The organism is Streptomyces sp. NPDC045022, from assembly GCF_056432605.1.
Window position 1 is genome coordinate 113,016 of the sequence record NZ_JBWKIR010000001.1, and the last position, 25,657, is coordinate 138,672.

22 protein-coding genes are annotated in these 25,657 nt (G+C 72.5%); 10 read left to right on the forward strand and 12 right to left on the reverse strand.

Annotated elements, in window-relative coordinates:
- Window positions 1-29: 29 nt before the first annotated feature.
- Window positions 30-1,619 (reverse strand): M1 family metallopeptidase, encoded by a 1,590-nt coding sequence (locus AC07C1_RS00575; RefSeq protein WP_478935955.1) that lies wholly within the window; start codon window positions 1,617-1,619, stop codon window positions 30-32.
- Window positions 1,620-1,783: 164 nt separating this feature from the next.
- Between AC07C1_RS00575 and AC07C1_RS00580 the strand changes: the two genes are divergently transcribed.
- Window positions 1,784-3,394, forward strand: coding sequence for a peptide-N4-asparagine amidase (locus AC07C1_RS00580; RefSeq protein WP_478935956.1), 1,611 nt, complete (start codon window positions 1,784-1,786; stop codon window positions 3,392-3,394).
- Between the two features lie 198 nt (window positions 3,395-3,592).
- On the opposite strand, the gene AC07C1_RS00585 is transcribed toward AC07C1_RS00580, so the two are convergent.
- Complete coding sequence (locus AC07C1_RS00585) at window positions 3,593-4,042, reverse strand: MarR family winged helix-turn-helix transcriptional regulator (protein ID WP_478935957.1); 450 nt, start codon at window positions 4,040-4,042, stop codon at window positions 3,593-3,595.
- 115 nt (window positions 4,043-4,157) lie between these two features.
- On the opposite strand from AC07C1_RS00585, the gene AC07C1_RS00590 reads away from it, so the two are divergent.
- Window positions 4,158-5,960 carry an ABC transporter ATP-binding protein gene (locus AC07C1_RS00590; RefSeq protein ID WP_478935958.1) on the forward strand — a complete coding sequence of 601 codons (1,803 nt, stop codon included), beginning with the start codon at window positions 4,158-4,160 and terminating at the stop codon, window positions 5,958-5,960.
- Window positions 5,961-6,023: 63 nt separating this feature from the next.
- Complete coding sequence (gene mltG, locus AC07C1_RS00595; RefSeq protein ID WP_478935959.1) at window positions 6,024-6,917, forward strand: endolytic transglycosylase MltG; 894 nt, start codon at window positions 6,024-6,026, stop codon at window positions 6,915-6,917.
- A gap of 12 nt (window positions 6,918-6,929) precedes the next feature.
- On the opposite strand, the gene AC07C1_RS00600 is transcribed toward mltG, so the two are convergent.
- Window positions 6,930-8,009 (reverse strand): NAD(P)-binding domain-containing protein, encoded by a 1,080-nt coding sequence (locus AC07C1_RS00600; RefSeq protein WP_478935960.1) that lies wholly within the window; start codon window positions 8,007-8,009, stop codon window positions 6,930-6,932.
- A gap of 123 nt (window positions 8,010-8,132) precedes the next feature.
- On the opposite strand from AC07C1_RS00600, the gene AC07C1_RS00605 reads away from it, so the two are divergent.
- The 3 genes from AC07C1_RS00605 to AC07C1_RS00615 all read left to right on the forward strand — a co-directional run bounded on the left by AC07C1_RS00605 (window position 8,133) and on the right by AC07C1_RS00615 (window position 10,630).
- Window positions 8,133-8,555 (forward strand): secondary thiamine-phosphate synthase enzyme YjbQ, encoded by a 423-nt coding sequence (locus AC07C1_RS00605; RefSeq protein WP_478935961.1) that lies wholly within the window; start codon window positions 8,133-8,135, stop codon window positions 8,553-8,555.
- A gap of 213 nt (window positions 8,556-8,768) precedes the next feature.
- Window positions 8,769-8,972: a cold-shock protein gene (locus AC07C1_RS00610; protein WP_062705208.1), complete on the forward strand. Its 204-nt coding sequence runs from the start codon at window positions 8,769-8,771 to the stop codon at window positions 8,970-8,972.
- A gap of 173 nt (window positions 8,973-9,145) precedes the next feature.
- Window positions 9,146-10,630: a DEAD/DEAH box helicase gene (locus AC07C1_RS00615; protein ID WP_478935962.1), complete on the forward strand. Its 1,485-nt coding sequence runs from the start codon at window positions 9,146-9,148 to the stop codon at window positions 10,628-10,630.
- A gap of 72 nt (window positions 10,631-10,702) precedes the next feature.
- On the opposite strand, the gene AC07C1_RS00620 is transcribed toward AC07C1_RS00615, so the two are convergent.
- Both AC07C1_RS00620 and AC07C1_RS00625 read right to left on the reverse strand, forming a co-directional pair.
- Window positions 10,703-11,479, reverse strand: coding sequence for a helix-turn-helix transcriptional regulator (locus tag AC07C1_RS00620; RefSeq protein WP_478936557.1), 777 nt, complete (start codon window positions 11,477-11,479; stop codon window positions 10,703-10,705).
- Window positions 11,480-11,810: 331 nt separating this feature from the next.
- The gene (locus AC07C1_RS00625) at window positions 11,811-12,206 is read right to left on the reverse strand and encodes a DUF5997 family protein (protein WP_478935964.1); all 396 of its coding nucleotides are present in this window, start codon (window positions 12,204-12,206) and stop codon (window positions 11,811-11,813) included.
- 58 nt (window positions 12,207-12,264) lie between these two features.
- Here AC07C1_RS00625 and AC07C1_RS00630 point away from each other — a divergent pair, with 58 nt between their 5' ends.
- On the forward strand, window positions 12,265-13,053 hold the full coding sequence (locus AC07C1_RS00630; protein ID WP_478935965.1) for a LysR family transcriptional regulator substrate-binding protein: 789 nt from the start codon (window positions 12,265-12,267) through the stop codon (window positions 13,051-13,053).
- 70 nt (window positions 13,054-13,123) lie between these two features.
- On the opposite strand, the gene AC07C1_RS00635 is transcribed toward AC07C1_RS00630, so the two are convergent.
- Window positions 13,124-14,626, reverse strand: a complete 1,503-nt coding sequence (locus tag AC07C1_RS00635) for an MFS transporter (protein WP_478935966.1) — start codon at window positions 14,624-14,626, stop codon at window positions 13,124-13,126.
- Window positions 14,627-14,802: 176 nt separating this feature from the next.
- Entirely contained in the window at window positions 14,803-15,279 is a 477-nt protein-coding gene (locus AC07C1_RS00640) for an Lrp/AsnC family transcriptional regulator (RefSeq protein ID WP_478935967.1), read from the reverse strand.
- A gap of 230 nt (window positions 15,280-15,509) precedes the next feature.
- On the opposite strand from AC07C1_RS00640, the gene AC07C1_RS00645 reads away from it, so the two are divergent.
- Together AC07C1_RS00645 and AC07C1_RS00650 are read left to right on the forward strand one after the other, a co-directional pair.
- Window positions 15,510-17,000 carry an FUSC family protein gene (locus AC07C1_RS00645; protein WP_478935968.1) on the forward strand — a complete coding sequence of 497 codons (1,491 nt, stop codon included), beginning with the start codon at window positions 15,510-15,512 and terminating at the stop codon, window positions 16,998-17,000.
- A 227-nt stretch (window positions 17,001-17,227) separates the two neighbouring features.
- Window positions 17,228-18,265, forward strand: coding sequence for a lactonase family protein (locus AC07C1_RS00650; protein WP_478935969.1), 1,038 nt, complete (start codon window positions 17,228-17,230; stop codon window positions 18,263-18,265).
- A 78-nt stretch (window positions 18,266-18,343) separates the two neighbouring features.
- Here AC07C1_RS00650 and AC07C1_RS00655 read toward each other — a convergent pair whose 3' ends face one another.
- The 4 genes from AC07C1_RS00655 to AC07C1_RS00670 form a co-directional block, all read right to left on the reverse strand.
- A complete protein-coding gene (locus AC07C1_RS00655) occupies window positions 18,344-19,267 on the reverse strand; it encodes a sirohydrochlorin chelatase (protein ID WP_478935970.1) in 924 nt (307 codons plus the stop codon).
- 142 nt (window positions 19,268-19,409) lie between these two features.
- Window positions 19,410-20,408: an N-acetylglucosamine kinase gene (locus AC07C1_RS00660; protein WP_478935971.1), complete on the reverse strand. Its 999-nt coding sequence runs from the start codon at window positions 20,406-20,408 to the stop codon at window positions 19,410-19,412.
- Entirely contained in the window at window positions 20,405-21,082 is a 678-nt protein-coding gene (locus AC07C1_RS00665) for a uracil-DNA glycosylase (protein ID WP_478935972.1), read from the reverse strand. Before AC07C1_RS00665 ends, AC07C1_RS00660 begins: the two co-directional genes overlap by 4 nt.
- A gap of 147 nt (window positions 21,083-21,229) precedes the next feature.
- Entirely contained in the window at window positions 21,230-22,318 is a 1,089-nt protein-coding gene (locus AC07C1_RS00670) for a WD40/YVTN/BNR-like repeat-containing protein (protein ID WP_478935973.1), read from the reverse strand.
- 270 nt (window positions 22,319-22,588) lie between these two features.
- Here AC07C1_RS00670 and AC07C1_RS00675 point away from each other — a divergent pair, with 270 nt between their 5' ends.
- A complete protein-coding gene (locus AC07C1_RS00675; protein ID WP_478936558.1) occupies window positions 22,589-23,179 on the forward strand; it encodes an Rv1733c family protein in 591 nt (196 codons plus the stop codon).
- Window positions 23,180-23,619: 440 nt separating this feature from the next.
- Here AC07C1_RS00675 and AC07C1_RS00680 read toward each other — a convergent pair whose 3' ends face one another.
- Window positions 23,620-25,611: a HEAT repeat domain-containing protein gene (locus AC07C1_RS00680; protein ID WP_478935974.1), complete on the reverse strand. Its 1,992-nt coding sequence runs from the start codon at window positions 25,609-25,611 to the stop codon at window positions 23,620-23,622.
- Window positions 25,612-25,657: the final 46 nt, after the last annotated feature.

Sequence of the window (25,657 nt, forward strand, 5' to 3'; positions counted from 1 at the left end):
CAGAGGCCACTCGGTCGGCGGCGTGCGGCTCACTCCTCGACCGGGTCCACCCGCCAGTCGGAGTGGCCCGGCATGGGCGGCGTGTGCGGCCCGTACAGCCACGGGGTCAGGAAGGGGTTCAGGTCCTCGCCCGCGACCTGGGAGGCCAGCGCGATGAACTCCCGGGTCCCGGCCGCCAGGCCCCGGTACTTCGTCACCCAGGAGCGCTCGATCCTGTCGAAGGTCTCCGCGCCGACCTTCTCCCGCAGGGCGAACAGCACCAGCGCCGAACCGTCGTAGCGCATCACCTTGAACAGCGTCGGCTCCGAGGGCTCGGCAGGCGCCCCCTCGTCGTGCCGCCACTGGTCGTGCTGCTCGTACGCCGCCCGCATCGCGTCCGCCAAGCCGACACCGCCGTGCTCGTCGGAGTACAGACGTTCGTAGAACCGGGCATGACCCTCGCTCAGCCACAGGTCGGACCAGCGCCGGATGGCGACGCTGTCACCCGTCCAATGGTGGGTCAGCTCGTGTACGAGATTGCGTTCCGCCTCGACCCGGTCGCCCAGCAGGTCGTCCTTCGGCACGACGGAGAGCGACTGTGTCTCGAGTGCCACGGGCAGGTCGGTGTCCCCGACCAGCACGCCGTAGCGGTGGAACGGGTACGGGCCGAGCCGCCGTTCCAGCCAGGCAAGGTGCTCCGCGGTCAGCGAGCGATAGGTCGCTGTGTCGCTGACCAGGGTGTCCGGGACCACGTCCCGGACGGGCAGCCCGCGCGGACCGGTGCTGTCGACGAACGCGAACCTCCCGATCGCCATCTGGACCAGTTGCGGCGCGACCGGTTGTTCGGAGTCGTAGGTCCACCTGATGCGTCCGTCGGATCGCCGGACCCTGTCGACGAGCCGGCCGTTGGCCACCGCCTTGAGCCCCGGAGGGGTGACGATGCGGAAGGTGACCGGTGCCCGCAGGCTCGGGTGGTCGTTCGCCGGGAAGATCATTTTCGCGCCGTCGGGCTGTGCGCAGACCACGGTGCCGTCGGAGGTGGGTACCCATCCGTAGTCCTGGATGGCGTCGTCGCGGTGCCGGTGCTGCGTCGGGTCGGCGGTGTAGGAGATGCGGACGGTGAAGGCGCTTCCGCGCGGGATCGGTTTCGCGGGAGTGACGACGAGTTCGTCGCCGTCGCGTACGGCGGTGGCCGGCGCGCCGTCGACTGTGACCTTGTGCACGGTGTTGCCCGCGAAGTCGAGGTCGAAACGGGACAGGGACTGGGTGGCGGTGGCGCTGATGGCGGCGCCGGCGGCGAAGGGTGTCCGGGGCGCCCGCCAGTCGAAGTCGAGCGTGTAGCGGCGGACCGTGTAGCCGCCGTTGCCGGCGAGCGGCATCAGCGGATCGCCGATGCCCGGTGCGCCAGGGGCCGGAGCCGGGGCCGGGTCCGACGAGGCGGCCGGACCGGGAGCGGGCGAGCCGTCGGCTCCACGCGGGAGCATGCCGGCGAGAGCGGCGGCGCCGGTGAACGCGCCGGCTCCGGCGAGGGTCAGGGTGAGGGCGAGGGCCGTGCGACGGTTGCGGAGGACATGACGGGGGCGCCCCTGGCGGGACTCCGGATGGGCGGATCCCGCGAGTGACCCCTTGTTGATCTCCATGACCGCACTATGTCAGTCATGTGTGCTTATAGCACTAAATGGTCCCCTGTGACGCACCCGTGCGGGGCAATGTGGCCGACCGGCCTCGCGGACGTGCTCGCGCGCCGGCCTTCGTCCGGTCCGGCCGTTGCGGTCGGCGGTCAACTCCCCGTAGAACACCGGCCATGAGAAGACGGATAGTCATGTCCATGCTCGCCGGGGCGACCCTTCTGGTGAGCACGTTCTTCGGTACCGGAACCGCTGCCGCCCGAGCGGCGGAGGTGCCCGCAGAGTTCGGTACCGACTGGCACGATCCGGTGACCGCGGCACCGCCGCTCGACCGGCCGCACACGAAGTCGTGCCAGGTCACTCTCGCCGACAACCAGTTCCGCGACTTCACGCCCTACCGGGGCGCGTACACTCCGCCCAAGGGCTGCGGTGACCGCTGGAGCAGGGTCGTCCTGCGCCTCGACGGCAAGGTGAAGGGACGTCAGTACGACCGGCTCGGCTATCTGCGCGTCGGCGGGGTCGAGATCCTGCGCACCTCCACGCCGGAGCCCTCGCCCGACGGCATCGAGTGGCACGTCGAGAAGGACGTCACCCGCTACAGCGACACCTTCCGCGGCGCTCAGGACGTCGAGATGCTCATCGGCAACGTCGTCGACGACACGTACACCGGGGTCATCGATGTGCACGTCACCCTGACCTTCTACGCGGGCCGTCCCGAGACCCCCGCGCCCGACCGTGTCCTCACCCTCGCCGACACGCCCGACGGTATGACCCTCACCACCCCCCGCAACAGCGAGCGGATCGTCGCCGAGGTGTACGCGACCGGATCGGGCGGCGGCTGTGAGGAGTTCTGGTACCTGACCGTGGCCGACCCGGCGTCCTACTCCTGCAAGGCCGACCACGGGCCCTATCGCGAGGTGCAGATCAAGGTCGACGGCCGACTCGCCGGTATCGCCGCGCCGTTCCCGAACGTATGGACCGGCGGCTGGTCCAACCCCTTCCTCTGGTACGTCCTCCCGGCTCCCCGCGCCTTCGACGTCCGGCCCCTCGAATACGACCTGACGCCCTTCGCCGGCCTTCTCGACGACGGCCGCCCGCACCGCGTCGAGGTCTCGGTCGTCGGCGTGCCCGCGGGACAGTCCGGCTGGAGCGCACCGGTGAACGTCCTGGTCTGGCGGGACGCGCACCGCGCACACGTCACCGGCGCGCTCACGGGGGCCAGGGCGACGAACATCACCAACTCGTCCACCTACACTCCCGGTTCGGAGAACCGTGTGGACACCGACGCCGGGCACCGGCTCACCGTCTCCGGATACCTCGACACCTCGCACGGACGTGTGACCACCACCGTCAGCCGGACGCTCGCCAACACCTCCGTCCACCGCTGGACCGACGGCGAGAACACGGACGGACTCGACGCGACCTGGACCGACGACGAGACCGTCACCGTCGGCGGACACGGCCCCGCGCGGACGACGCACACGCACCGGACGTACACGATGAACGGCGCCACGACCGTCGGCTCGGACAACCGGCTGCGCACCGCGCTGACCCTGGGCGACCGTGCCTCGGTCGTGGAGCGCCGGAGCGGCCGACGCACCGCGTGGTCCCGGCTCGACGACACCTACAGCGGCGACGCCGCGTACACGCTCAACGTCCCGCGAGACCAGCGGCACGCGGTGGGCACGTCGGCCGAGCGCTACCGGCTGTACGGCTCCGACGGCTGCTACGACCGTTCACTGACCACGGCCCAAGGAGTGCTGACGGAGGACCGCAGCCGCTGCTGACCCCGGCGATGCGGGGACGCGTGTGGGATCTGCCGCTCGCGGGGTGATGCGCACGGCTGCGGCGCGGTCGTCTCGCTCCGGCCCGTCAAGGAGCCCGACGGGCCGGCCTCGGAGGCCGGCCGGCACACATCTGCGTGGCGCGGCCTCGCCGCGGTCTTCCGGAGCCCGCTCCGGCCATTCGGAGCGGGCTGCGGCCGTTCAGCACTGCTTGGCCGCGTCTCCGTCGACCAGCGTGTCGAGCAGTACGCCGAGCACCTGGCGCTCCTTCTCCGTCAGCGGGGCGAGTATCTCCTCGGCCGCCGAACGGCGTGCGCCGCGCAGCTCGCGCAGGGTCGAGCGCCCCTCGTCCGTCAGCTCGATACGAGTCACGCGCCGGTTCGCCGGATCAGCCATCCGCCGCACCTTGCCGCTCGCCTCCAGCCCGTCGACCAGTGTCGTCACCGCGCGGGGTACCACCTCCAGGCGCTCGGCGAGGTCGGCCATGCGCGGGGGCGAGCCGTAGTGCGCGAGGGTGCGCAGCAGCCGGGACTGGGCCGGGGTGATGCCCACGTCGCGCTGTTCCAGATGCCGCTTCTGGATGCGGTGCACCCGGCGGGTCAGCCGCAGCAGCTGCTCGGCGAGCAGGCCCTCGGGATCGGGGGTGGTCATGCGGGAACAATATCAGGATGCCGTTCATTGTGAGTATAGGTAACAATGAGCTACGATCCGTTCCGTTCCCGTCGGCCGACCCCCGACCGGCGCCCGTCCGCCTCCGTAGGAGCCCATGCATCCCGACCGTGACCCCCCCTGGACCCCGCCTGCCGACACCGAGGAACAGCCCCGGCAGGTGCGTCGCATCCTCAAGCTCTTCCGGCCCTACCGCGGGCGGCTCGCGATCGTCGGCCTGCTGGTCGGTGCCTCCTCGCTGGTCTCGGTGGCCACGCCGTTCCTGCTGAAGGAGACCCTGGACGTCGCGATCCCCGAGGGCCGCACCGGCCTGCTGAGCCTGCTCGCGCTCGGTATGATCTTCAGTGCCGTCCTGTCCAGCGTCTTCGGCGTGCTGCAGACGCTGATCTCGACCACGGTCGGCCAGCGCGTCATGCACGACCTGCGCACCGCCGTCTACGGCCGCCTGCAGCGCATGTCGCTCGCCTTCTTCACCCGCACCCGCACCGGCGAGGTGCAGTCCCGCATCGCCAACGACATCGGCGGAATGCAGGCCACCGTCACCTCCACCGCCACTTCCCTGGTCTCCAACGCCACCAGCGTGGTCGCCACGATCGTCGCCATGGTCGCCCTCGACTGGCGGCTCACGATCGTCTCGCTGCTCCTGCTCCCGGTGTTCGTGTGGATCAGCCGCCGCGTCGGCAACGAGCGCAAGAAGATCACCACCCAGCGGCAGAAGCAGATGGCCGCGATGGCCGCCACGGTCACCGAGTCGCTCTCCGTCAGCGGCATCCTGCTCGGCCGCACGATGGGCCGCTCCGACTCGCTCACCGCGTCCTTCGCCGAGGAGTCCGAGCGCCTGGTCGACCTGGAAGTGAAGTCGAACATGGCCGGGCGCTGGCGCATGGCGGTGATCACGATCGTGATGGCCGCGATGCCCGCCGTCATCTACTGGACCGCCGGCACGGCCCTCCAGGCCGGCGGACCCGAGGTCTCCCTCGGCACCATCGTCGCCTTCGTCTCGCTCCAGCAGGGCCTGTTCCGCCCGGCCGTCAGCCTGCTCGCGACCGGCGTTCAGATCCAGACCTCGCTCGCGCTCTTCCAGCGCATCTTCGAGTACCTGGACCTGCCCATCGACATCACCGAGCGCGAACAGCCCGTCCGCCTGGACCGGATCAAGGGCGAGGTCCGCTTCGAGAACGTCGAGTTCCGCTACGACGCCGCGGCCGGCCCGGTCCTCGACGGCATCGACGTCACCGTGCCCGCCGGGGGCAGTCTCGCCGTCGTCGGACCGACCGGCGCGGGCAAGTCCACGCTCGGCTATCTGGTGCCCCGCCTCTACGACGTCACCGGCGGCCGCGTCACCCTGGACGGCATCGACGTCCGCGACCTCGACTTCGACACCCTGGCCCGCGCGGTCGGCGTCGTCTCGCAGGAGACGTACCTCTTCCACGCCTCGGTCGCCGACAACCTGCGCTTCGCCAAGCCGGACGCCACCGACGAGGAGCTGCACGCGGCGGCCAAGGCGGCACAGATCCACGATCACATAGCCGCGTTGCCCGACGGCTACGACACGATCGTCGGCGAACGCGGGCACCGCTTCTCCGGAGGCGAGAAGCAGCGTCTCGCCATAGCCCGCACCATCCTGCGCGACCCGCCCGTCCTCATCCTCGACGAGGCGACCAGCGCGCTCGACACCCGCACGGAAGCCGCCGTCCAGCAGGCCATCGACGCCCTGTCGGCCGACCGTACGACAGTCACCATCGCCCACCGCCTGTCCACGATCCGCGGTGCCGACCAGATCGTCGTGCTGGACTCCGGGCGGGTCGCCGAACGCGGCACACACGTGGAACTGCTGGAGCTGGACGGGCGCTATGCGGCCCTGGTCCGCCGGGACGCGCAACTGGAACCCGCAAGCTGACGCAGTGATCGACAAATTGACCATATGCCGGGTTTATGGCGGTATGCGTACTACCGTGCCCGCATGCAGACCAAGACTCCGCCACGGAGCACGATCCGACTGACCCGCCGAGGCCGCCTCGCCCTCGTCGTGGCCGGCGCCGTCGTGGCCGGCGCCGCCGTGGCGGTGCCGTTGCTGACGCTGGCGAGAAGTCATGAAGAGGCGAAGCCGGCCACCCTGGTCATCCCGGAGGGCTGGCGCGCGAGCCAGGTGTACGACGCGATCGACAAGGCCCTGAGACTGCCCCCGGACAGCACCCGCAAGTCCATCGGCAAGGCGGGCCTGAAACTACCGGGCGAGGCCGGGGGCAACCCCGAGGGCTATCTCTTCCCGGCGACGTATCCGCTGGAGAAGGGGGCGACGCCCGAGTCCCTGCTGCGGTTCATGGTCGACACCGCGGCCAAGAAGTTCAACGCGGCGCCGATCGCGGCCGGGGCACAGCGCAGCCCCATGAACCTCTACCAGGCCGTCACCATCGCCAGCATCATCCAGGCGGAGGCCACGACGAAGGCGGACATGGGCAAGGTTGCCCGGGTCGTCCTCAACCGGCTGGAACGCGGGATGCCGCTGCAGATGGACTCGACCATCAACTACGCACTGAACCGCACCACCATGACCAGCCAGGACGACATCCGCATCGAGAGCCCGTACAACTCCTATCAGCGCATGGGCCTGCCGCCCACGCCGATCGACAACCCCGGCGAGGAGGCGATGCGCGCCGCGCTCAACCCGCCGCCCGGCAACTGGCTGTACTTCGTCACGGTCAAGCCCGGGGACACCCGCTTCACCGACGACTACACCACGCATATGCGCAACGTGGCCGAGTTCAACGCGCTCCACCAGGGCGCCGGGCAGGCGCAGACCCCGAGCCAGAGCCCGCCGCAGTCCCCGGCCGCCTCGCAGCCCGCGGTCCGCTGAGCCGGCGGGACGTCACGCGGCGGCCGGCTCTTCCTCGGCCGGCAACCGCCTGATGTCCCGGACGGCCGCGCGACCGGCCCGGTTCGCGCCGATTGTGCTCGCCGAGGGGCCGTACCCCACGAGATGGACGCGCGGATCGGCCACCGCGCGGGTGCCCTCGACCCGGATGCCGCCGCCGGGTTCGCGCAGCCGCAGGGGAGTGAGGTGGTCGAGCGCGGCCCGGAAGCCGGTCGCCCACAGGATCACATCGGCCTCCACGTGCCGGCCGTCGTTCCACGCCACGCCGTCCGGGGTGATGCGGTCGAACATCGGCTGCCGGTCCAGGACGCCGTCCGCGAGGCCCTCCCGGACTGCGTCGTTCAGGGGCAGCCCGGTGACCGAGACCACACTGCGCGGCGGCAGCCCCTGCCGCACCCGCTCCTCCACCAGCGCGACCGCGGCCCGACCCGCCTCCTGGTCGAACGGCCCTTCGCGGAACACCGGAGGCCGCCGGGTCACCCAGGTGGTCGCTGCCGCGTACGGGGCCAGCTCCAGCAGATGCTGGGTGCCCGAGGCGCCGCCGCCGACGACCACGACCCGCAGCCCGTCGAACTCCTCGGGCCCGGCGTACTGCGCGGTGTGCAACTGCCGTCCGCGGAAGGTCTCCTGGCCCGGGTAGCGCGGCCAGAACGACCGGTCCCAGGTGCCGGTCGCGTTGATCAGCGCCCGCGTCGACCAGATACCGTCCGACGTCTCCACCAGCAGCCGCCCGCGTTCCCCCTCGCGCACCGCCCGCACATCCACGGGCCGCCGTACCCGCAGGTCGAAGGTGCGCTCGTACCGATCGAAGTACTCCCGGACGACCTCGGCGGAGGGCCGCGCGGGGTCGGCGCCCGTCAGCTCCATGCCGGGCAGCGAGTGCATCCCGTGCACCTTCCCGTACGTCAGCGACGGCCAGCGGAACTGCCAGGCGCCGCCCGGCCCGGGGGAGTGGTCCAGCACCACGAAGTCATGCTCCGGCTCGAAGCCGGTGCGCCGCAGGTGGTAGGCGCCGGCCAGTCCGCCCTGCCCAGCGCCGATGACGACCACTTCGACCTCGTGCCTTCCGTTCACGTTTCTCCCAACAGGGAGCCGTGCACGGATCTTCCCGGCCCGGCAAGCAAGTCCGGACGCGCCGTACCAGGAGATGCCGGTGTCCGTGGGTGTGAAACACGGCGTATGGGTCAGGATGGGGGCATGTCAGATGCCTTCACCACCCGCACGCTGAACATCTCCACCGGCTCCCGGGAACGCGTCGTCGACCTCACCGAGGACTGCGAGGACTTCCTGCGGGACGCGGCGGGCGGCCGCGACGGCCTCCTCAACCTCTTCGTCCCGCACGCCACCGCCGGGATCGCCATCATCGAGACGGGCGCCGGCAGCGATGACGACCTCCTCGCCGCCCTGCACACCCTGCTTCCCGCCGACGACCGCTGGCAGCACCGGCACGGCAGCCCCGGCCACGGCCGCGACCACGTCCTGCCGGCCATCGTCCCCCCGCACGCGACCCTCCCGGTGATCGCCGGCCGCCTGGAGCTGGGCACCTGGCAGTCCGTGTGCCTGGTGGATACAAACAGGGACAATCCGAACCGGAAGGTCCGCCTGTCGTTCCTGGGGTGAGCCGGCGCATTGTGGACACCCGAGGAATTCCCGGCCTGCCGTGCTAAACTTGAGACAGTTGCAGTTGCGGTTCCCTGAACTTCAAATGTCTTGGCGACTGTATGTCGTCGGGCATTTTTGTATCTCCGGTGCTTATCCGGACGGGGTTCATTGTGGCAACGCAGGGGTTCACACGGTGTGGGCCCGCGGGCACTGCCCCCAAGGAGATGTGACATGGCTACTGGCACCGTCAAGTGGTTCAACGCGGAAAAGGGCTTCGGCTTCATCGAGCAGGACGGCGGCGGCCCGGACGTCTTCGCCCACTACTCGAACATCGCCGCCCAGGGCTTCCGTGAGCTTCAGGAAGGCCAGAAGGTGAACTTCGACGTCACGCAGGGCCAGAAGGGTCCGCAGGCGGAGAACATCACTCCCGCCTGACGCCGAAGCGTGTGAGATGACTGGGGCCCCGCCTGATGGCGGGGCCCCAGCTTACTGTTTTTTTGCATTCCGCTGGAAGTTTTTCAGATTCACATTCGGCTCGTTCGCGCAATTTATCCGGCTCATTTCCGTCGGGAATTCTTCGATGCGTGCCCTGTTCAGGAGGGTTCTCCATGAGCCGTTCAGCTCGCACGAACGATCGTTTCCGTCCTCGGGGTCAGGGCCGCCCCGGCGCCGGTCCGGGTGACACCGGGCGCCGCTCCTCCACTCCACAGGGGGAGTTCGCGCTGCCGGTCACCGTCACCCCGGCCCTCCCCGCCGCCGCGACCTTCGGTGAACTGGACATGCCCGTCGAGTTGCTGGAGATGCTCGCCGACCGCGGCCTGAACGAGCCGTTCCCGATCCAGGCCGCCACGTTGCCGAACACCCTCGCAGGGCGCGACGTCCTGGGCCGCGGGCGCACCGGATCGGGCAAGACGCTCGCCTTCGGCCTGGCGCTCCTCGTGCGCACGGCCGGGCAGCGTGCCGAGCCGCGCAAGCCGCTGGCCCTGATCCTCGTCCCCACGCGCGAGTTGGCCCAGCAGGTCACCGATGCGCTCGCCCCGTACGCCCAGTTGCTGAAGCTGCGGCTGGCCACTGTGGTCGGCGGCATGTCGATCGGCAGGCAGGCCGGCGCACTGCGTGCCGGGGCCGAGGTGGTCGTCGCGACTCCTGGCCGCCTCGCGGATCTCATCGAGCGCAAGGACTGCCGCCTGGACCGAGTGAACATCACCGTCCTGGACGAGGCCGACCAGATGGCGGACATGGGCTTCATGCCGCAGGTCACAGAACTGCTGGACCAGGTACGTCCCGACGGCCAGCGCATGCTGTTCTCGGCCACGCTGGACCGCAACATCGACCTCCTGGTCCGTCGTTACCTCCATGACCCGGTAGTCCATTCGGTCGACCCGTCGGCAGGCGCGGTCACCACGATGGAGCATCACGTGCTGCAGGTGCACGACGCCGACAAGTACGCCACCGCCACCGAAATCGCTGCCCGCGACGGGCGCGTGATCATGTTCCTGGACACCAAGCATGCTGTCGACCAGTTCACCAAGCACCTGCTGAGCAGCGGGGTGAAGGCCGCGGCGCTGCACGGCGGGAAGTCGCAGCCGCAGCGCACCCGCACCCTGGCACAGTTCAAGACCGGTGCCGTCACGACGCTCGTGGCCACCAACGTCGCGGCCCGGGGCATTCACGTCGACGACCTCGATCTCGTCGTCAACGTCGATCCGCCCAGCGACCACAAGGACTACCTGCACCGCGGTGGCCGTACTGCCCGCGCCGGCGAGTCCGGCAGTGTCGTCACGCTGGTCCTCCCCGGCCAGCGCCGGGAGATGGCCCGACTCATGTCCGACGCAGGCATCAGGCCGCAGATCACGCAGGTCCGCTCCGGCGAGGCCGAGCTGAGCCGCATCACCGGCGCCCAGGCTCCCTCCGGTGTCCCCGTAGCCGGCAGCGGGCCGGTCGCGGAGCGCCCGAAGCGCGGCGGTGCACCCTTCCGAGGCCTGGGCACCCGCCCGGGGCGGGCCGGCGGCGGTGGCGAGTCTCGCCGGTCCGCTGAGGCTCGCCAGATTGCCGAGGCCCGCAAGGCCGCCCGGGTCCGTCGTGGCGCATAGGCCGGCAACGGTGCCCTCGTCGGCGAGGGGCCGGCTCAGGTCCCGGTACCGGACGAATGGCGAAGGGCCGGCTCAGGTCCCCGTAGCGGACGGGCCGGGCGACGGGACCAGGCCGAGTCGCTGGGCGCGCAGCACGGTGCCGACACGGTCACGGGTGCCCAGCTTGCGGTAGATGTTCTCGACGTGCTTGTGCACGGTGCGGACCGAGATGCCGAGGCGGCGGCCGATGGCGTCAGCGGTGAGCGCGTCCGTGAGCAGCAGCAGGACGGCGGTCTCCCGGGGAGTCAGCGCGCAGTCGGCCGCCCGCTGGTCCGGCGCGCCGTCCGGGCCCAGCGTCCGCCGCCATTCCTCCAGCAACTGCCGCTGCCGCTCGACCGCGGCCAGCAGCGGCTGCGCATGCTCGGCCATGACGAGGTGGTCGTCGGTGAAGTCCGTACCGGAGCGGTACACGAGGCACCCGGTGATCGGGGCCGTGCTGTCGGGAACGGGCACGCCCAGGACGTGATCGACGTCCAGGACCTCATCGAGCAGACGCGCTGTCGGACTGTCCGGCCAGCCGCGGCCCGCCGCCCGGCGCGCGGTGACCGGGACCCGGTCGGTCCTGGCCGCGTAGTGCTGCGCGAAGGGATAGCCCGCGCGGAACAGCCGCAGGTCCGCGTCCTGGAGCCGGTCCAGTTCGGCGGCGGCAGCGTGGGGCGTTGTGCCGATCCTGCCCTGGCTCTCGTTCCAGTCGTCGAGTTTGTGGATGACCGCCTCGCCGCCGCAGAGGTCCGCCAGCGCGGCGCCGAACATCGGCCACAGACGCTCCGGATGCCGTTCGTGCAGCGCGGCCACGGCGACCGCCGCCATGCGCTCGTAGGTCCTGCCCAGCTCCACGTGACCTCTCCGGTCGACTCGCGTCCTCGGTGTCTCCGTCCGCGTACGTAGTTGTACGCATACCCGCGCTCCTTCTGGCTGTCGCACACTTCAACCAGGCGACACCGGCTTGCCCGGACGCATGTCGGACGGGCCGCCGGCACGGGGGAACGGCGGCCCGACCGGTGTCCCCTGCCCTGCGCCCGGCCCGACCGGTGTCCCGCCGCTGCGCTTTCCGCGACCGCTTCTCAGCGCGATGCCCCCACCGCCATGTGGGTCGGCGGTGGGGGCGTCGGGAGTGAGAGGCGCCAAGGGGCGCTCGGCGTCAGGGGCGCGGGTTTGCGGCGCGCTCGGCGTTCTTCTCCTTGATCCGCGCGGCCTCCTTGCGGACCTCGGCCTGGGTGGCGCGCTCCTTCTCCAGCCACTCCGGCCGCTCCTGCTTGAGCGCCTCGATCTGCTCGGTGGTCAGCGGCTCGGTGACCCCGCCGCGACCGAGGCCGGCGATGGACACGCCCAGCTTCGCCGCGACGACGGGGCGCGGGTGGGGGCCGTTCTGGCGCAGCTCGCGCAGCCACTCCGGCGGATCGGCCTGCAGCTCGTTCAGCTCGGCGCGCGTGACCACACCCTCCTGGAAGGAGGCGGGAGTGGCGGGGAGGTACACACCCAGCTTCTTCGCCGCGGTCGCGGGCTTCATGGTCTGGGTGCTCTGCTGCGAACTCATGAGGTCAAGGGTATCGGCCGTGTGCGGGCGGGCCGACCACGGCCGGTAACCTGGCCTGGTGACAGGCTCGGAGGAATCACCGTCGTTCCGGCTCGCGTATGTTCCCGGAGTGACGCCCGCCAAATGGGTGAAGGTCTGGAACGAGCGCCTGCCCGACATCCCGCTCACCCTCATCCAGGCACCCGCTGCCGAGGCGCCGGGGCTGCTGCGCGCGGGGGAGGCCGACGCAGGACTCGTACGGCTGCCGGTGGACCGGACCTTCTTCAGCGCGATCCCCCTGTACACCGAGGCCACCGTGGTGATCGTCCCCAAGGACCACCTGATCACCGCGGTGGACGAGATCACGCTCGCCGACCTCGACGACGAGGTGCTGCTCCACCCCCTCGACGACGTCTTCGACTGGGCCGGCCCGCCCGGCGAGCCGGCCTTCGAGCGGCCCGCGACGACACCGGACGCCATCGACCTGGTGGCGGCGAACGTGGGCCTCCTGGTCGTGCCCCAGTCCCTGGCCCGCCTGTACCACCGCCGGGACCTCACCTTCCGACCGGTCCTCGACGCCCCTCAGTCGAGCGTGGCCCTGTCCTGGCCGGAGGAGGCCACCACCGACCTGGTGGAGGAGTTCATCGGCATCGTCCGCGGCCGCACGGTCAACAGCACGCGGGGCCGTACACCGGCGAAGACCGGGGCCGACCAGCAGCGCGAGCGGCCGGAGCAGGGGGGCGCCCGGCTGCAGAAGGCGCCCGCGAAGTCGGGGGGCGCGAAGCCGGCGGGCCGCACCCAGCGTCGCAGCGCGGGCTCGGGAGGCGGCAAGCCGGCCAAACGGGGGAAGCCGCGCCGAAGGTCATGAGACGGGAGGGCAGCCGAGGCCCGCGGGCGCCGAGCCCCCTCCTCGGCCTCCCCGCCCGTGCCCGGGCCTTTCAGGTGCCGCGCTGGACCCTCTCCTCGGCCCCGTCTTCCCCAGAACCCCGCCGGACCGTCTCCGCAACCTTCTCCGGTTCGGGACGCACGTGGCGTTCCCGCAGGTCGGCGACCGCCAGCACCAGCGCGACCAGGATGATCCCCACGGCGGTGAGCAACCCGAGCTGAATCGCCGTGGCGGGGCGCCCGTGGTTGGCCAGGTGCGCGAAGTACACCGCGCCCACGACGGCGATCCCGGCCGCCGAGCCGACGCGCTGGCCCGTCTGGAGGACGCCGCCGGCCGCGCCGGCTCGGCGTACGGGGACGCGGGTGAGGGTGAGCGTCGTGTTCGGGGAGACCGTCAGGCCGGAGCCGATGCCCCCGACGAGGAGCGGCAGCGCCGACGCCCAGCCGACGCCCTGCCCGGGCACCAACTGAACCGCGGCGACCACCCCGAGCAGCCCCAATGCCACACCGCACAGGCCGATGACGACGAGCTTGCGGCCGAAACGCACCACCAGCCGGCCTCCGGCGGCCGCACCGACCGCCGAGGCGGCCGCGAAGGGCAGGACGCTGAGACCCGCCCCGAGCGCGCTGTATCCCACGATGTTCTGCAGATACAGGGTGTAGACGAAGAAGACCGTGGTGAAGCCGGCGAAGTACGTGAGGCTGACCAGGGCGCCGAGCGTGAAGGAACGCAGGGAGAACAGCGCCAGGTCGACCAGCGGAGCCCGCCCGAGCCGGCCCTGCCGTCTCTCCCAGGCCCAGAAGGAGCCCAGCAGCAGCGCGGCCACCGGCATCAGCGCCCACTTCTCCCGCCCGGTCCACTGCTGCTCCTGGACCAGAGGCAGCATCAGCGCGAGCACGCCCGAGCCGAGGAGCAGTACACCGAACAGATCGAAATCCTCGCGCTTTCCCGCCGGCACCGGGAAACGCGGCAGCAACCGGAGCCCCGCGGCGAAGGCGGCCGCCCCGATGGGCAGGTTGACGAAGAACACCCAGCGCCAGCCGCCGTCGGTGCCCATGGCATCGATCAGCAGACCGCCCGCCAGCGGGCCCACCGCCGTCGACACCCCGATGACGCTGCCGAGCAGGCCGAAGGCCTTGGCCCGTTCGGTGCCCGGGAACATCTGCTGGATCAGCCCCGAGGTCTGCGGCGCGACCATGCCCGCCGCCGTGCCCTGGATCAGCCGGAACAGCACCAGCCAGGAGGAGCCGGGCGCGAGACCGCACGCCGCCGAGGCCACCGTGAACAGGGCGAGCCCGAACAGGAAGGCCTGCCGCCGTCCGTACATGTCACCCAGCCGGCCCGCCGGTACCAGGGCGAGCCCGAAGGTGAGGGCGTACCCGGAGACCACCCATGACTGGGCGGCCTCGGAGGCCCCGAGTCCGCGCTCCATCGAGGGCAGCGCCACATTCACGATCGAGGTGTCGAGCAGCGAGATGAAGCCCGCGGCCAGACAGACCGCGAGCGCCTTCCACCGCCGGTCGTCCGGGGCGGGCCGGGCCAGGTCTGTGGTCATGTGGTCACGCTAAGCAGCCGCGGCCCGCCGCGCACGGGGAACCACCGCGCGCGTCACCCCCTGACGGCGGCTTGCCGCATCCTCGGCTACACGCCGAGTCAAGCTCTGGGCACGCCTCTGCCAGGGGCGTATGACGCCTCTCAATCGCGTCGATGACCGGTCCAGGATGCCAAGCGTCAGCCGCGGGCCGCCCGGCCGACGGACTCCACCAGCGGCAGCAGCCGGTACGGGACGCGTTCACGCAGCGCCACCTCGGTGCGGGTGCGCACCACGCCCGGGAGGCTGATCAGCTTCTGGATCACGTCTTCCAGATGGGCGTTGTCCCGGCCCACCACCCGCGCGAGCAGGTCACCGCCGCCGGTGATCGAGAAGGCCTCCACGATCTCCGGCACGGCCGCCAGCGCGTCGCCCACATCGTCGAGGTGGCCCTGGGTGACCTCGATGTGCACGAACGCCAGCACCGGATGGCCCAGGGCGGCGGGGGAGAGCGACGGGCCCGTGCCGGTGATCACACCGTCCCGCTCCATGCGGTCCAGGCGGGCCTGGAGCGTGCCGCGGGCGACACCGAGGATGCGGGCGTACTCGCGCACGCTGGTGCGCGGCTGCTCCAGAAGCAGCCGCAAGATACGGGTGTCGAGGTCGTCCACGGCCATGACCTACGACTGTACCAATGGCTCAACCACCTACCGCTCGCCTGTTCCACCCGACCTGGTCCGTTGGCATTCCGGCCGACTCATCTGTCAGTCGTCTCCTGGGCCAATGGCTCAGTGATTCGCGCACCACTTGAGCCAGTGACCTCGGTGATGCTCTCATGGGCAGGTCGATGGCGCTGCGGACCTCCGCGGCGCCTTTTCTGTGCCGGTGATCCCAGGGGAGGACAGCAGTGCTGAAGAGGGTGTTCGTGGCTCCGGACCCAGGGCGGGCGCGGTTGCGCTTCGCCGCGCGGGCCGTCCTCGGCATCGGGCTGGCCGTAGTGGTCTGCCTCCTGGCCGGACACTCCCTCGCCGGTGCGGTCACCGGCGGCCTCGCGGCGCTGCTCGCACTGTTCACCGTCACCGACCCGACCGTGCGCGGGCAGGCGGTCACCACCGCGCTGCTGCCCCCCGTGGGCATACCGGTGCTCGCCGTCGCGGCCGGACTGCACGACCAGCCCGTGGCGCGTGACCTCGCCTTCCTGGCCGTCGTCGGCGCCGGCGTGTACGCCCGCCGCTGGGGTCCGCGCGGACACAGCCTCGGCGTGTTCGCCTTCATGACCTTCTTCGTGGCCCAGTTCCTGCACGCCACCGCGGCCCAGCTGCCCGAGCTGCACGCCGCCGTCCTGCTGTCCGTACTGAGCGCCGCCGTGATCCGCTTCGGCGTGTGGTGCTACGAGCGCCGCCTGCCCCCGGCCGCCGCCCCCGTCCCGCCCACCGGGACCGGGCTGGCCCGGGTCACCACCCGGCAGGCGGTCCAGGCGACGGCGGGCGCCGGGTTCGCGCTGATCGTGGGCCAGCTGGTGTCCGGACAGCGCTGGTACTGGGCCGTCGGCGCCACCTGGTGGATCTTCGTCAACACCGCCTCCCGCGGCGAGACACTGGTCCGCGGCTTCCGGCGCGTCCTCGGCACGGTGATCGGCATCGGCCTGGGCTTCCTCGTCGCCGTGCCCGTGCACGGCGCGCCCGTACCGACGGCCGTCCTCGTCGCGGTCGCCGTCTTCGGCATCTTCTACACGGCCGCCGTCTCCTACACCTGGATGATGCTCTGGGTGACGTTGCTCGCCGAAATGCTCTACGGCCTCCTCGGCGTCCTCAGTCCAGGCCTGCTCGCGCTGCGCCTCGGCGAGACCGGCGTGGGCGCGCTCGGCGCCACCCTCGCCGTGCTGTTCGTGCTGCCGGTCACCACGCACGCCACCACCGACGCCTGGATCCAGCGCGCCCTGCGCTGCGTCCACGCCTGCACGGCCGAGGCCGCGGCCCGGCTCGCGGGCTCGGCCACGGCCGACCCGGCGCCGCGCGTGGCGGAACTGGAGCAGCTCCTCGGCCGCGTCCGGCTCTCGGTGGCGCCGCTGGTGCACCCGCTGAACCCGATGCCGGCCCGCAAGCGGCGTGCCCGCCGGGTCCTCGCGCTCCTCGACGACTGCGCCCGCGAGATCCGTGGCCTGGTGGCGGTCGCCGCCGACCCCGAGGCCTCCCACGACGCCCGCCTGGCCGCCGCCTGCTGGCGCGTGGAGGCCGCTGTCGAGGCCCTGACCGCGGGCGGTGACCAGCCTCTTCGGCACCCCGCCGCCCCGCCCGCCGAACCGGCTCTGGCTCATCTGCACGGCCTGGAACGCGCCCTCGCCGACCTCGCCGAACCGCTGCGCACCCCTTCGGGCTCACGGCTGGCGGGGGCTTGAGGGGAAGCCCGCACCACGGGTTCGTGGCCGGAGCTTGAGGGGGAGCCGCCGTCGCGCCGACAGTTGGCCGGCCGTGCGCGGCAGCGGGCGCGCGGGAACCACGCGGCAATCGGAGGGCTTCTCGAATATCCACCCCGTTGGCCCGCATCTTGGTCTAGACCGCGCCTGATCGACTGCTACCGTCGGCCCCGGACCGGCACGGCTGGCTCGACCGAGAGGGGACAGTGGTGGCACAGCACGGCAGGGCGGACAGGCCCCGGGCGTTCATCGGCTCGTTCACGGCGGCGGGCGGCCCCGGACTGGTGACCGCGCAGGTCGCGCCGGGCGGCGGGGCCCTCACCCTCGTGGCCGCCGCGAAGGACCTGCCCGACCCTTCCTACCTGGCCCTGGCGCCGGGCGGTGACACGCTGTACGCGGTCAGCGAGACGGCGGAAGGAGCCGTCGCCGCCTACCGCCTCGACGGTGACCGGCCGGCACTCGTCGGACCGCCCGTGCAGGTGGACGGCAGCGGACCCACCCACCTCAGCCTGTACGACGGACACGTGCTGACCGCCAACTACGGCTCCGGCAGCGTCACCGCCGTACCCGTGCGCCCGGACGGCACGCTCGCCGCCAAGCCCTCCGGCCTCCTCCAGCACACCGGCTCCGGCCCGCACGACAGGCGCCAGCGCGGTCCGCACGTCCACCAGGTGCAGCCCGACCCCAGCGGGAGGTGGGCCGTCAGCGTCGACCTCGGCACCGACTCGGTCCGGGTCTGCGCCCTCGAGCAAGGCACCCCCGTCCTGCATCGCGAGTTCGCCCTGCGCCCCGGCTCCGGTCCCCGCCATCTGGCCTTCCACCCGGACGGCGAGCACGCCTACGTGGTCAACGAACTCACGCCGACCGTGACGGTGTGCCGCTGGAGCGCGGCGCACGGCTCCCTGAAGCCGCTGGCCGAGATTCCCCTGCTGGCGGGCGCCCCGGCCGGCGACGCCTACCCCTCGGGCATCGTGGTCTCGCCCGACGGCCGCTTCGTGTGGACCGCGACCCGCGGCGAGGACGTCCTGTCGGTCCTCGGCGTCGAGGGGGACGGGCTCCGGCTGACCGGCACGGTGCCCTGCGGCGGGCACTGGCCGCGCGCGCTGGCCGAGCACGGCGGGTTCCTCTACGCGGCCAACGAGCGCTCCGGAGACGTGAGCTGGTTCGCCGTGGACGAGACGACAGGGCTGCCCCGGTACGACGGCTCGGTGCGGGTCACCGCGGCCTCCTGCGTCGTCTTCGGCTGAGCACGCCCGCCCGGGGCAAGGCCAGGGCCCGCCCCGGAGACCGGAGCGGGCCCTGTGCCGTACGGATGCCTCGTCCGGTCAGCGGACCGGGGTACCCTGCGCCTGCTGCGGGGCGATGCCCAGCGCCGTCGTGTACTTGGCCAGCGCGAGCTTGCCGATCGCCGGGTACGCGCCCAGCGCCTCGGCCGTGGCGCAGCCCGCCTCCTCGGCGGCCGCCGCCAGCAGCCCCGGGTCGATCTCCGGGCCGATCAGGTACGGCGCGAGGGCCAGCTGCTGAGCGCCGGCGGAACGCAGCTGCTCGGCGACGGAGGCGATGGAGCCCTCCTGGTCCAGGGCCGCCGCCATCACCGGCACCGCCAGGCGCGCGGCCAGCAGCATGCCGGTGATCCCGGCCGCCTGTACGGCCTCCTCGCCGCCCACGGAGGCCAGGATGATGCCGTCCGCGGCGGTGGCCACGGTGAACAGCCGGGCACGGTCGGCGCGGGCCAGGCTCGCCTCCGACAGCCGCACGTGCAGCGCCTCGGCGAGCAGCGGGTGGGGGCCGAGGACATCGGTCAGCTCGGCGGCGACCCGGCTGTCCATGACGGACTGACGGACCTGCCGGAGCAGGGAGCTGTCCGGACCGGCCAGCAGCGGCACGACGACGGCGACCGGGCCGTCGGGCTCCTTGACCTCGACACCGGCGGCGACGGCCTGCTCGTAGCGGGCGGTGCGCTGCTCGGCGGCACGTGCCAGCACGGACCGAAGGGTGGGGAACTCGGTGTCGTCCCCGTCCAGGTACCCGATCCGGGCGTCCAGGCCGGGCAGCTCGGAGCGGGCGATGCTCACGACCTCCTCGGCGAGGCCGCGCGTGGCGGCGCTGGGCGCACCTGGCACCGCGAGGACGAGCGCGGGCGCGCCCTCGGGAGCCACCAGCGGTTCCGGTCGGCGGTGCCGTCCGGGCTGGCGGGGTCGCGGCATTCGTACTGGCAGGCCGGACGCGGGTCCAGTGGGGGAGCTCATGGCGCCGCATGTTACTGGTTTCCCGGGCTCCCCTGTTCGGGGAGGGTGCAGGTGAGCGGTATCCGTCCGGTTTTGTCTGATGAGTGACGCCCGCGGGGCACATGTTCCGGGCACATGCCGGGTACATGGGACCACAGTGGGATCAAATATCTTTTGTGGGGATGCCGGCCGCCGTCCGTGGGGCCACGTAGAGCATCGTCGCCGGTTCACCCGGCAGGGTGAGCCGATCGGCGGCGAGGTCGGTGGCGATCCGTACCGAGCCGTGCAGCGGGTCACCTTCGGCCGGCACCTGCCGGGCGTGCGGCAGCCTGCTCGCCAACTCCTCGCGCAGCGGTACTAGGAGGGCATCACCCAGCTTGAGCAGGCCACCCGTGAGCGCCACTTCGGGTTCCCCCTCCGCCGGGCACACGGCCGCGGCCGACTCGGCCATGTGCCCGGCCGCCGAGCGCAGGATGCCCGCGGCGACCGGGTCGTGCGCGGCGCACGCGGCCACCCGGGGCGCGAAGGAGGCCAGTACTGCGGGCCGGTCGGAGCGGGGGTACACCAGGCCGGGCAGCCCGGGCATCGCGCCGAACTGCTCCTGCGCGCAGGCCAGCAGCGGAGCGGAACCGCCGTCCCGCCCGTCGAACGCGCGCAGCGCCGCCTCCAGGCCGGCCCGTCCGATCCAGGCACCGCTGCCGCAGTCGCCCAGCAGATGCCCCCAGCCGTCGGCCCGCCGCCAGCCCCGCAGGTCGGTACCGAGCGCGATCAGTCCGGTGCCCGCAGCGAGCACCGCGCCCGGACGTGGCCCGAGTGCACCGACGTAGGCGGTGACCGCGTCGGCGGCGAGCGCCACCTTCCGCACGCCCAGCTCCCGGGCGAGTGCGCCGGGCAGTTCGGCGCGCAGGGCGTCGCCCAGGGTGGCGAACCCGGCGGCGCCCACGACGGCCGTGCCCAGCTCGCCCACCCCCGCCTCCGCGGCCAAGGCGCGCGCCAGCGGGAGGAGTTGTGCCATCAGGTGAGCAGGATCGATGCCCCGCGCACCCATGCGGACCGGTTCCCGGGTCTCCCGCTGGGCCGCGGGCTCCCGCCCCGGGACGCCGACGGCGACCCGGAGGCCGGAACCGCCGGAGTCCACGGCAAGATAACCGGGGGCGGTCACGGCAGACGCCAGTCCACCGGCTGTCCACCCTGCTCGATCAGCAGATCGTTGGCCCGGCTGAACGGACGCGAGCCGAAGAACCCGCGGTCGGCGGACATGGGCGAGGGGTGCGCGGACTCCACCGCCGGCAGCCTGCCCAGCAGCGGACGCAGATTGCGGGCGTCACGGCCCCACAGGACGGACACCAGCGGCTTGCCCCGCGCCGCCAGCGCCCGGATCGCCTGCTCGGTGACCTCCTCCCAGCCCTTGCCCCGATGCGCGCCGGGGCTGCGCGGCGCGGTGGTCAGCGCCCTGTTGAGCAGCAGCACGCCCTGCTGCGTCCAGGGTGTGAGGTCGCCGTTGGAGGGCTGGGGCAGTCCCAGGTCGCTGTTCAGCTCGCGGAAGATGTTGATCAGGCTCGGCGGCAGCGGGCGCACATCGGGTGCGACCGAGAACGACAGGCCCACCGCGTGCCCCGGGGTGGGATACGGGTCCTGACCGACGATCAGGACCCGCACCTCGTCGAAGGGCTGCTGGAAAGCCCGCAGGACGTTGGGCCCGGCCGGGAGGTAGGTGCGTCCCGCGGCGATCTCCGTGCGCAGGAAGTCGCCCATCTCGGCGATCCGTCCGGCGACGGGTTCCAGGGCCTTCGCCCAGCCCGGTTCGACGATTTCATGCAAGGGTCGTGGTGCCACGGGCGTCACCCTACTGCCGCACACCGGTCGGCGATCAACCGATGGCCGGAGCGCGGCCGGACAACCCCTCACCGCTTGCGCGAAGTCAGACCGGGCCCGGCCGCCCGCGGCTACGTCCGGGCGGCCCCGCACCGCTCGGCGCCGGGGTCAGCCGACCACCGCCGCGCGCACGCACAGCACGTCCGGCAGATGCGCGGCCAGCTGCTGCCAGCTGTCACCGTCGTCGGCCGAGGCGAACACCTCGCCGTTGCGGTTGCCGAAGTACACCCCCGCCGGGTCGGCGTCGTCGGTGCACAGGGCGTCCCGCAGGACCGTGCCGTAGTGGTCCTCCCGCGGCAGCCCCCTGGACAGCGGCTCCCACGTCCTGCCCGCGTCCGCGGTGCGGAAGACCCGGCACCGGTGCTCGGCGGGCACCCGGTCGGCGTCGGCGTTGATCGGGAAGACGTACGCCGTGTCGCCCCGGTGCGGATGGGCGGCGACCGCGAAGCCGAACGTGGACGGCAGATCCGCGCCGATGTCGGTCCAGTGCCCGCCTGCGTCGTCGCTGCGGTACACCCCCCAGTGGTTCTGCAGATACAGCCGGTCCGGGTCGCCCGCGTCCTTGGCGATCTTGTGGACGCACTGCCCGAACTCCGGGTTCGGGTCCGGCAGGAACACCGCGGACACACCGGAGTTGGACGGCTTCCAGCTCGTGCCGCCGTCGGTGGTACGGAACACGCCGGCCGTCGAGACGGCCACGGTCACCTCCCGCGGGTCGCGCGCGTCGGTCACCACCGTGTGCAGACCCTCACCGCCGCCGCCCGGCACCCACCGTGAGCGCGTCGGGTGCTCCCACAGCGGCCGGACCAGCTCGAAGCTCTCGCCGCGGTCCTCCGAGCGGTACAGCGCGGCCGGTTCCGTGCCCGCATACACCACGTCGGGCTCGGCGGCGGCCGGATGCAGCTGCCAGACGCGCTCCAGGGAAGCGCCGGTGTCCTTGGGGAACTTGACGGCCGGCTGCGAGGGCTCGGTCCAGCTGCGGCCCAGGTCGTCGGAGTGGAACACCGACGGGCCCCAGTGCGTGCTGTCGCCGCCCGCCAGCAGCCGCGGCCGGGCGCCCCTGGTGTCGATCGCCACCGAGTAGACCGCCTGCGCGTTGAAATACGGGCTCTCGTCGAACTCCCAGGCGCCGCCGCCCCGCCGCCGCCCGAGGAACAGGCCTTTGCGGGTGCCCACCGCCAGCAGTACCTCGGTCATGCCGATCACCTCCGGGACGCCTTCGTCCAGGTAGCCGTCAGATATCGGCCAGTCTGCACCCCACCACTGACACTCTCCCCTGTTGTGCGCGTCTGCGCAGGCCACAGCTGTGTCGCCGGCCTCCGACGAAGATCGGCCGGTTCCGTTCCGGAATGCGCCTGCGCGGCAGGGGTGTCTCGTGCGACCGTCGATGGACGGCTCGTCGTGAGCAACGGAGTGATCTCTCCCGTATGGGAGGGCGGTCAGCCGGTCGGTGCGCTCGTGAGGAGGATGCCCTTGAAGGCGTTCCGTGGTCCGAAGGTGTGGCTGTGGCGCTGGCGGCGCAACCCGCTCAAGCGCCGGGCCGACGTGGTGGAGGCCTGGGTGGTGCTCGGCGCCTGGCTGCTGACCGTCCTGGCCGGGACGCTGGTGGGCCTCACGGCGGCCCGGTCCGCGGAGCACGGACTCGCCCGGGAGCGTGCCGCCTGGCGTCCCGCGGTGGCTCGCGTGGTCCAGCGGGTTCCGGGATCGTCCCCCGCGCAGAGCCACGTCTCCTCCGGCGAGCGGGTGTGGGCCGAGGTGCGCTGGACGGTGGCCGACGGTTCCGCCCGCACCGGCCGGGTCCGGGTGGAGCCCGGCAGCAAGGCCGGCACCCCGGTCACCGTCTGGACCGACTCTCAGGGCCATCTCGTCGGCCGGCCCACCTCCGCCGGCGAGGCCGCCTTCCGGGCCGCACTCCTAGGCGGCCTGCTCGGTGTGAGCGCGGCCGCCGTCCCTCTCGTCGGCGGCCTGGCCCTGCGCAGCCGGCTGGAACGCCGGCGGATGGACGCATGGGACACGGAATGGGCCCGGCTCGGGCCGCAGTGGGGGCGGATGGTCTGACGGCCAAGGGCGTGCACCTGTGTTCGGCTCAGGTGAGGGCGAGGTGCCGGTGCGGCCGGGTGGTGAGACGCGCCTGGTCCTCCGGTACGGGACCCCCCCGAGGTGCCGGTGCGGCCGGGTGGTGAGACGCGCCTGGTCCTCCGGTACGGGACCCCCCCCGAGGTGCCGGTGCGGCCGGGTGGTGAGACGCGCCTGGTCCTCCGGTACAGGACCACCCGGTCCCGCCGGATCGTGCGGTGGCCCTCGCCGGGCCTGAGGCACCCGCCCGGCTCCGGCGAAGCGCGGAACTCCTCGAGCGTTTCAGGTGGTCCGCCGTCCATGGCCGCAGGACGGGCGGACGCCCACCCCGCGCTCCGGCGCGAACAGCCGCATCCACGAACTCAGCACATCGGGCAGTGCCCGATGTGAACCCCGCGTGCGCGCAGGTCTGTCAGAGGCCTCTACGCCCGCGCCAGCACCTCCCGGCACGCTCTCAGCAACGCCTCGTCCTCGGGGATGTCGCGGCTGCCGCCGTACCCCCTCTCACGGGCCAGGTGCCGACGTGGGGCGGCCAGTTCGGCCACCACCAGGTCCCGTAGCGGCGCGGCCGCCGGACCCATTCTGGTGAGGCACCCGGCGATCTCGCCGCGGGTCCGGGGGGCCTTTGCCCAGGCGGCACGCAGCACCGGCAGCACGATGTCGGGGTCCGCCGCGATCTGCCAGAGCGCGCACGCGGCCGATGTCCGCTCCCGCGTCGGACCCGACCGGGCGGTCCGGCGCAGCTCGGGCAGGGCGGCGCGGGCGGCCGGGCCCAGCCTGCCGAGCTGCCGGGCGGCGAGGCGGCGGTTCGCCGGGTCGCCCTCTTTCAACTCCCTTATGAGAACGGGGAGTACGGCGGTGGCGTCCCGGTCGGCCGACCAGAGCGCGCCCGCCGCGGTGGCCGCGTGCCGGGTGTCCAGCAAGGCGTGCAGGAGCGGTGTCGCCCGCGCGGCGGCGCCGAGCGCCTCCACCGTCCGGATCGCCTGCTCCGCGACCGCGTCCCGTGCCCCCAGGCCGTCGGCGGCATCGGCACCCGACAGCAGCCGCAGCACCTCCGGTACGGCCTCCGCGTCCCCGACGGCCCCGACCGCCGACAGCAGCGGGGCGGCGAGCCGGGCGGCGGCGGGGGAGGCCAGGGGGATCCGGCCGAGCCGGTGCCGTAGCGCGGGGGCGAGCGGGGCCGTGGCGCGGCCGAGTTGTGCGAGTTCGAAGCCCAGGTCGGCGGGCGCAGCCGGGCCGGCCAGTAACTGGGCGAGCGCCGGGACCGCCCGTGGATCGCCGCTCCGGGCCAGTGCCTTGAGCGGGTAGCCCAGCGTGGGGGCGCAGCGCTCCCAGCGGTGTGTCCACAGATCGGGCCGGGCACTCACCAACGCGTGCAGTCCGTCGGCGGCGGGCGCGGCCAGGGCGAACAGCTCCGCCAGGACCGAGACCGCCGCCTCCCGTAACCGGTCGTGCTCGGTGTCCAGTTGGGCGCCGAGCAGCTCGACGGGGCCGGTGTGGTCACCACGCCAGCCACGGAACAGTCCCGCCGCCATCCACACGGCATTGCACCGGTCCACCGGCTCCGGACTGGTCAGCTGGCCGGTGAGCAGGGCGATCCGGTCCCCGACCCGGTCCCCCAGCGCGGTGTGCAGGGTGCGCAGCAGATGAGAGCCCTCCTCGTCGAAGGGGCGCAGACGCCGTATCCGGCCCACGAGGGTGGCCGTGCCGGAGTACCGAGACTCACGGACGCGGTGCGCGGACCGCTCCCGCAGCAGCCGGACCGCGGTCGGCACCAGATCGGCGGGCAGCCGGCCGGGCGCGCCGAGCGCGAGCTGTCCGAGTGCGGCGAGCCGCAGCCCCGGAGCGTACGGTGGCGCGCTCTGCTCGGCCAGCAGGTCCACCGCGCCGTCGGCGTGCGCGGGGCACCGGCGGACGAACAGGCCGAGCGTCTCCGTGAGAGCGAGCAGTACACGGTCGTCCCGCTCGGCCCGGACGCGGCGCCGTAACAGATCCAGGGTCCGGGCGGGCTCGTCCAGGAACCGGACGAGCGCACCGGCCGCCGCTGCGCGCACCACCGGGTCCGGATCCCCGGCGAGGGAGACGAAGCCCTCGGCGCCCGCGCACACCGCCTCCCGCGCCCGCGCGTTCCCGTCCGCGCTCTCCGCGCCGATGCTGATCAGCAGTTCCACGACGGCGCCCCGGTCCGGCACCTCCGGCCGGGCCGCGACCGCGAAGAGGAACGGGACGCAGGCCAGCGTCGAGTCGTACACGTTCCCCTGGTGGTGCACGGCGCCGTACATCCCGTCGAGCGCGGTCGCCCGCTCGGCGGTGTCCGCGGACGCCAGCGCCCGTAACCAACCGGGCACGTCCTCCGCGCTGCCGTGCGCGTGCCGCAGCGAGGCCCAGTCGATCTCGTCGATCCCCGTGAACACGTTGTCCTCCCCCAGGCGAGTGTCACCTGATCGCGAGTGTGCACCA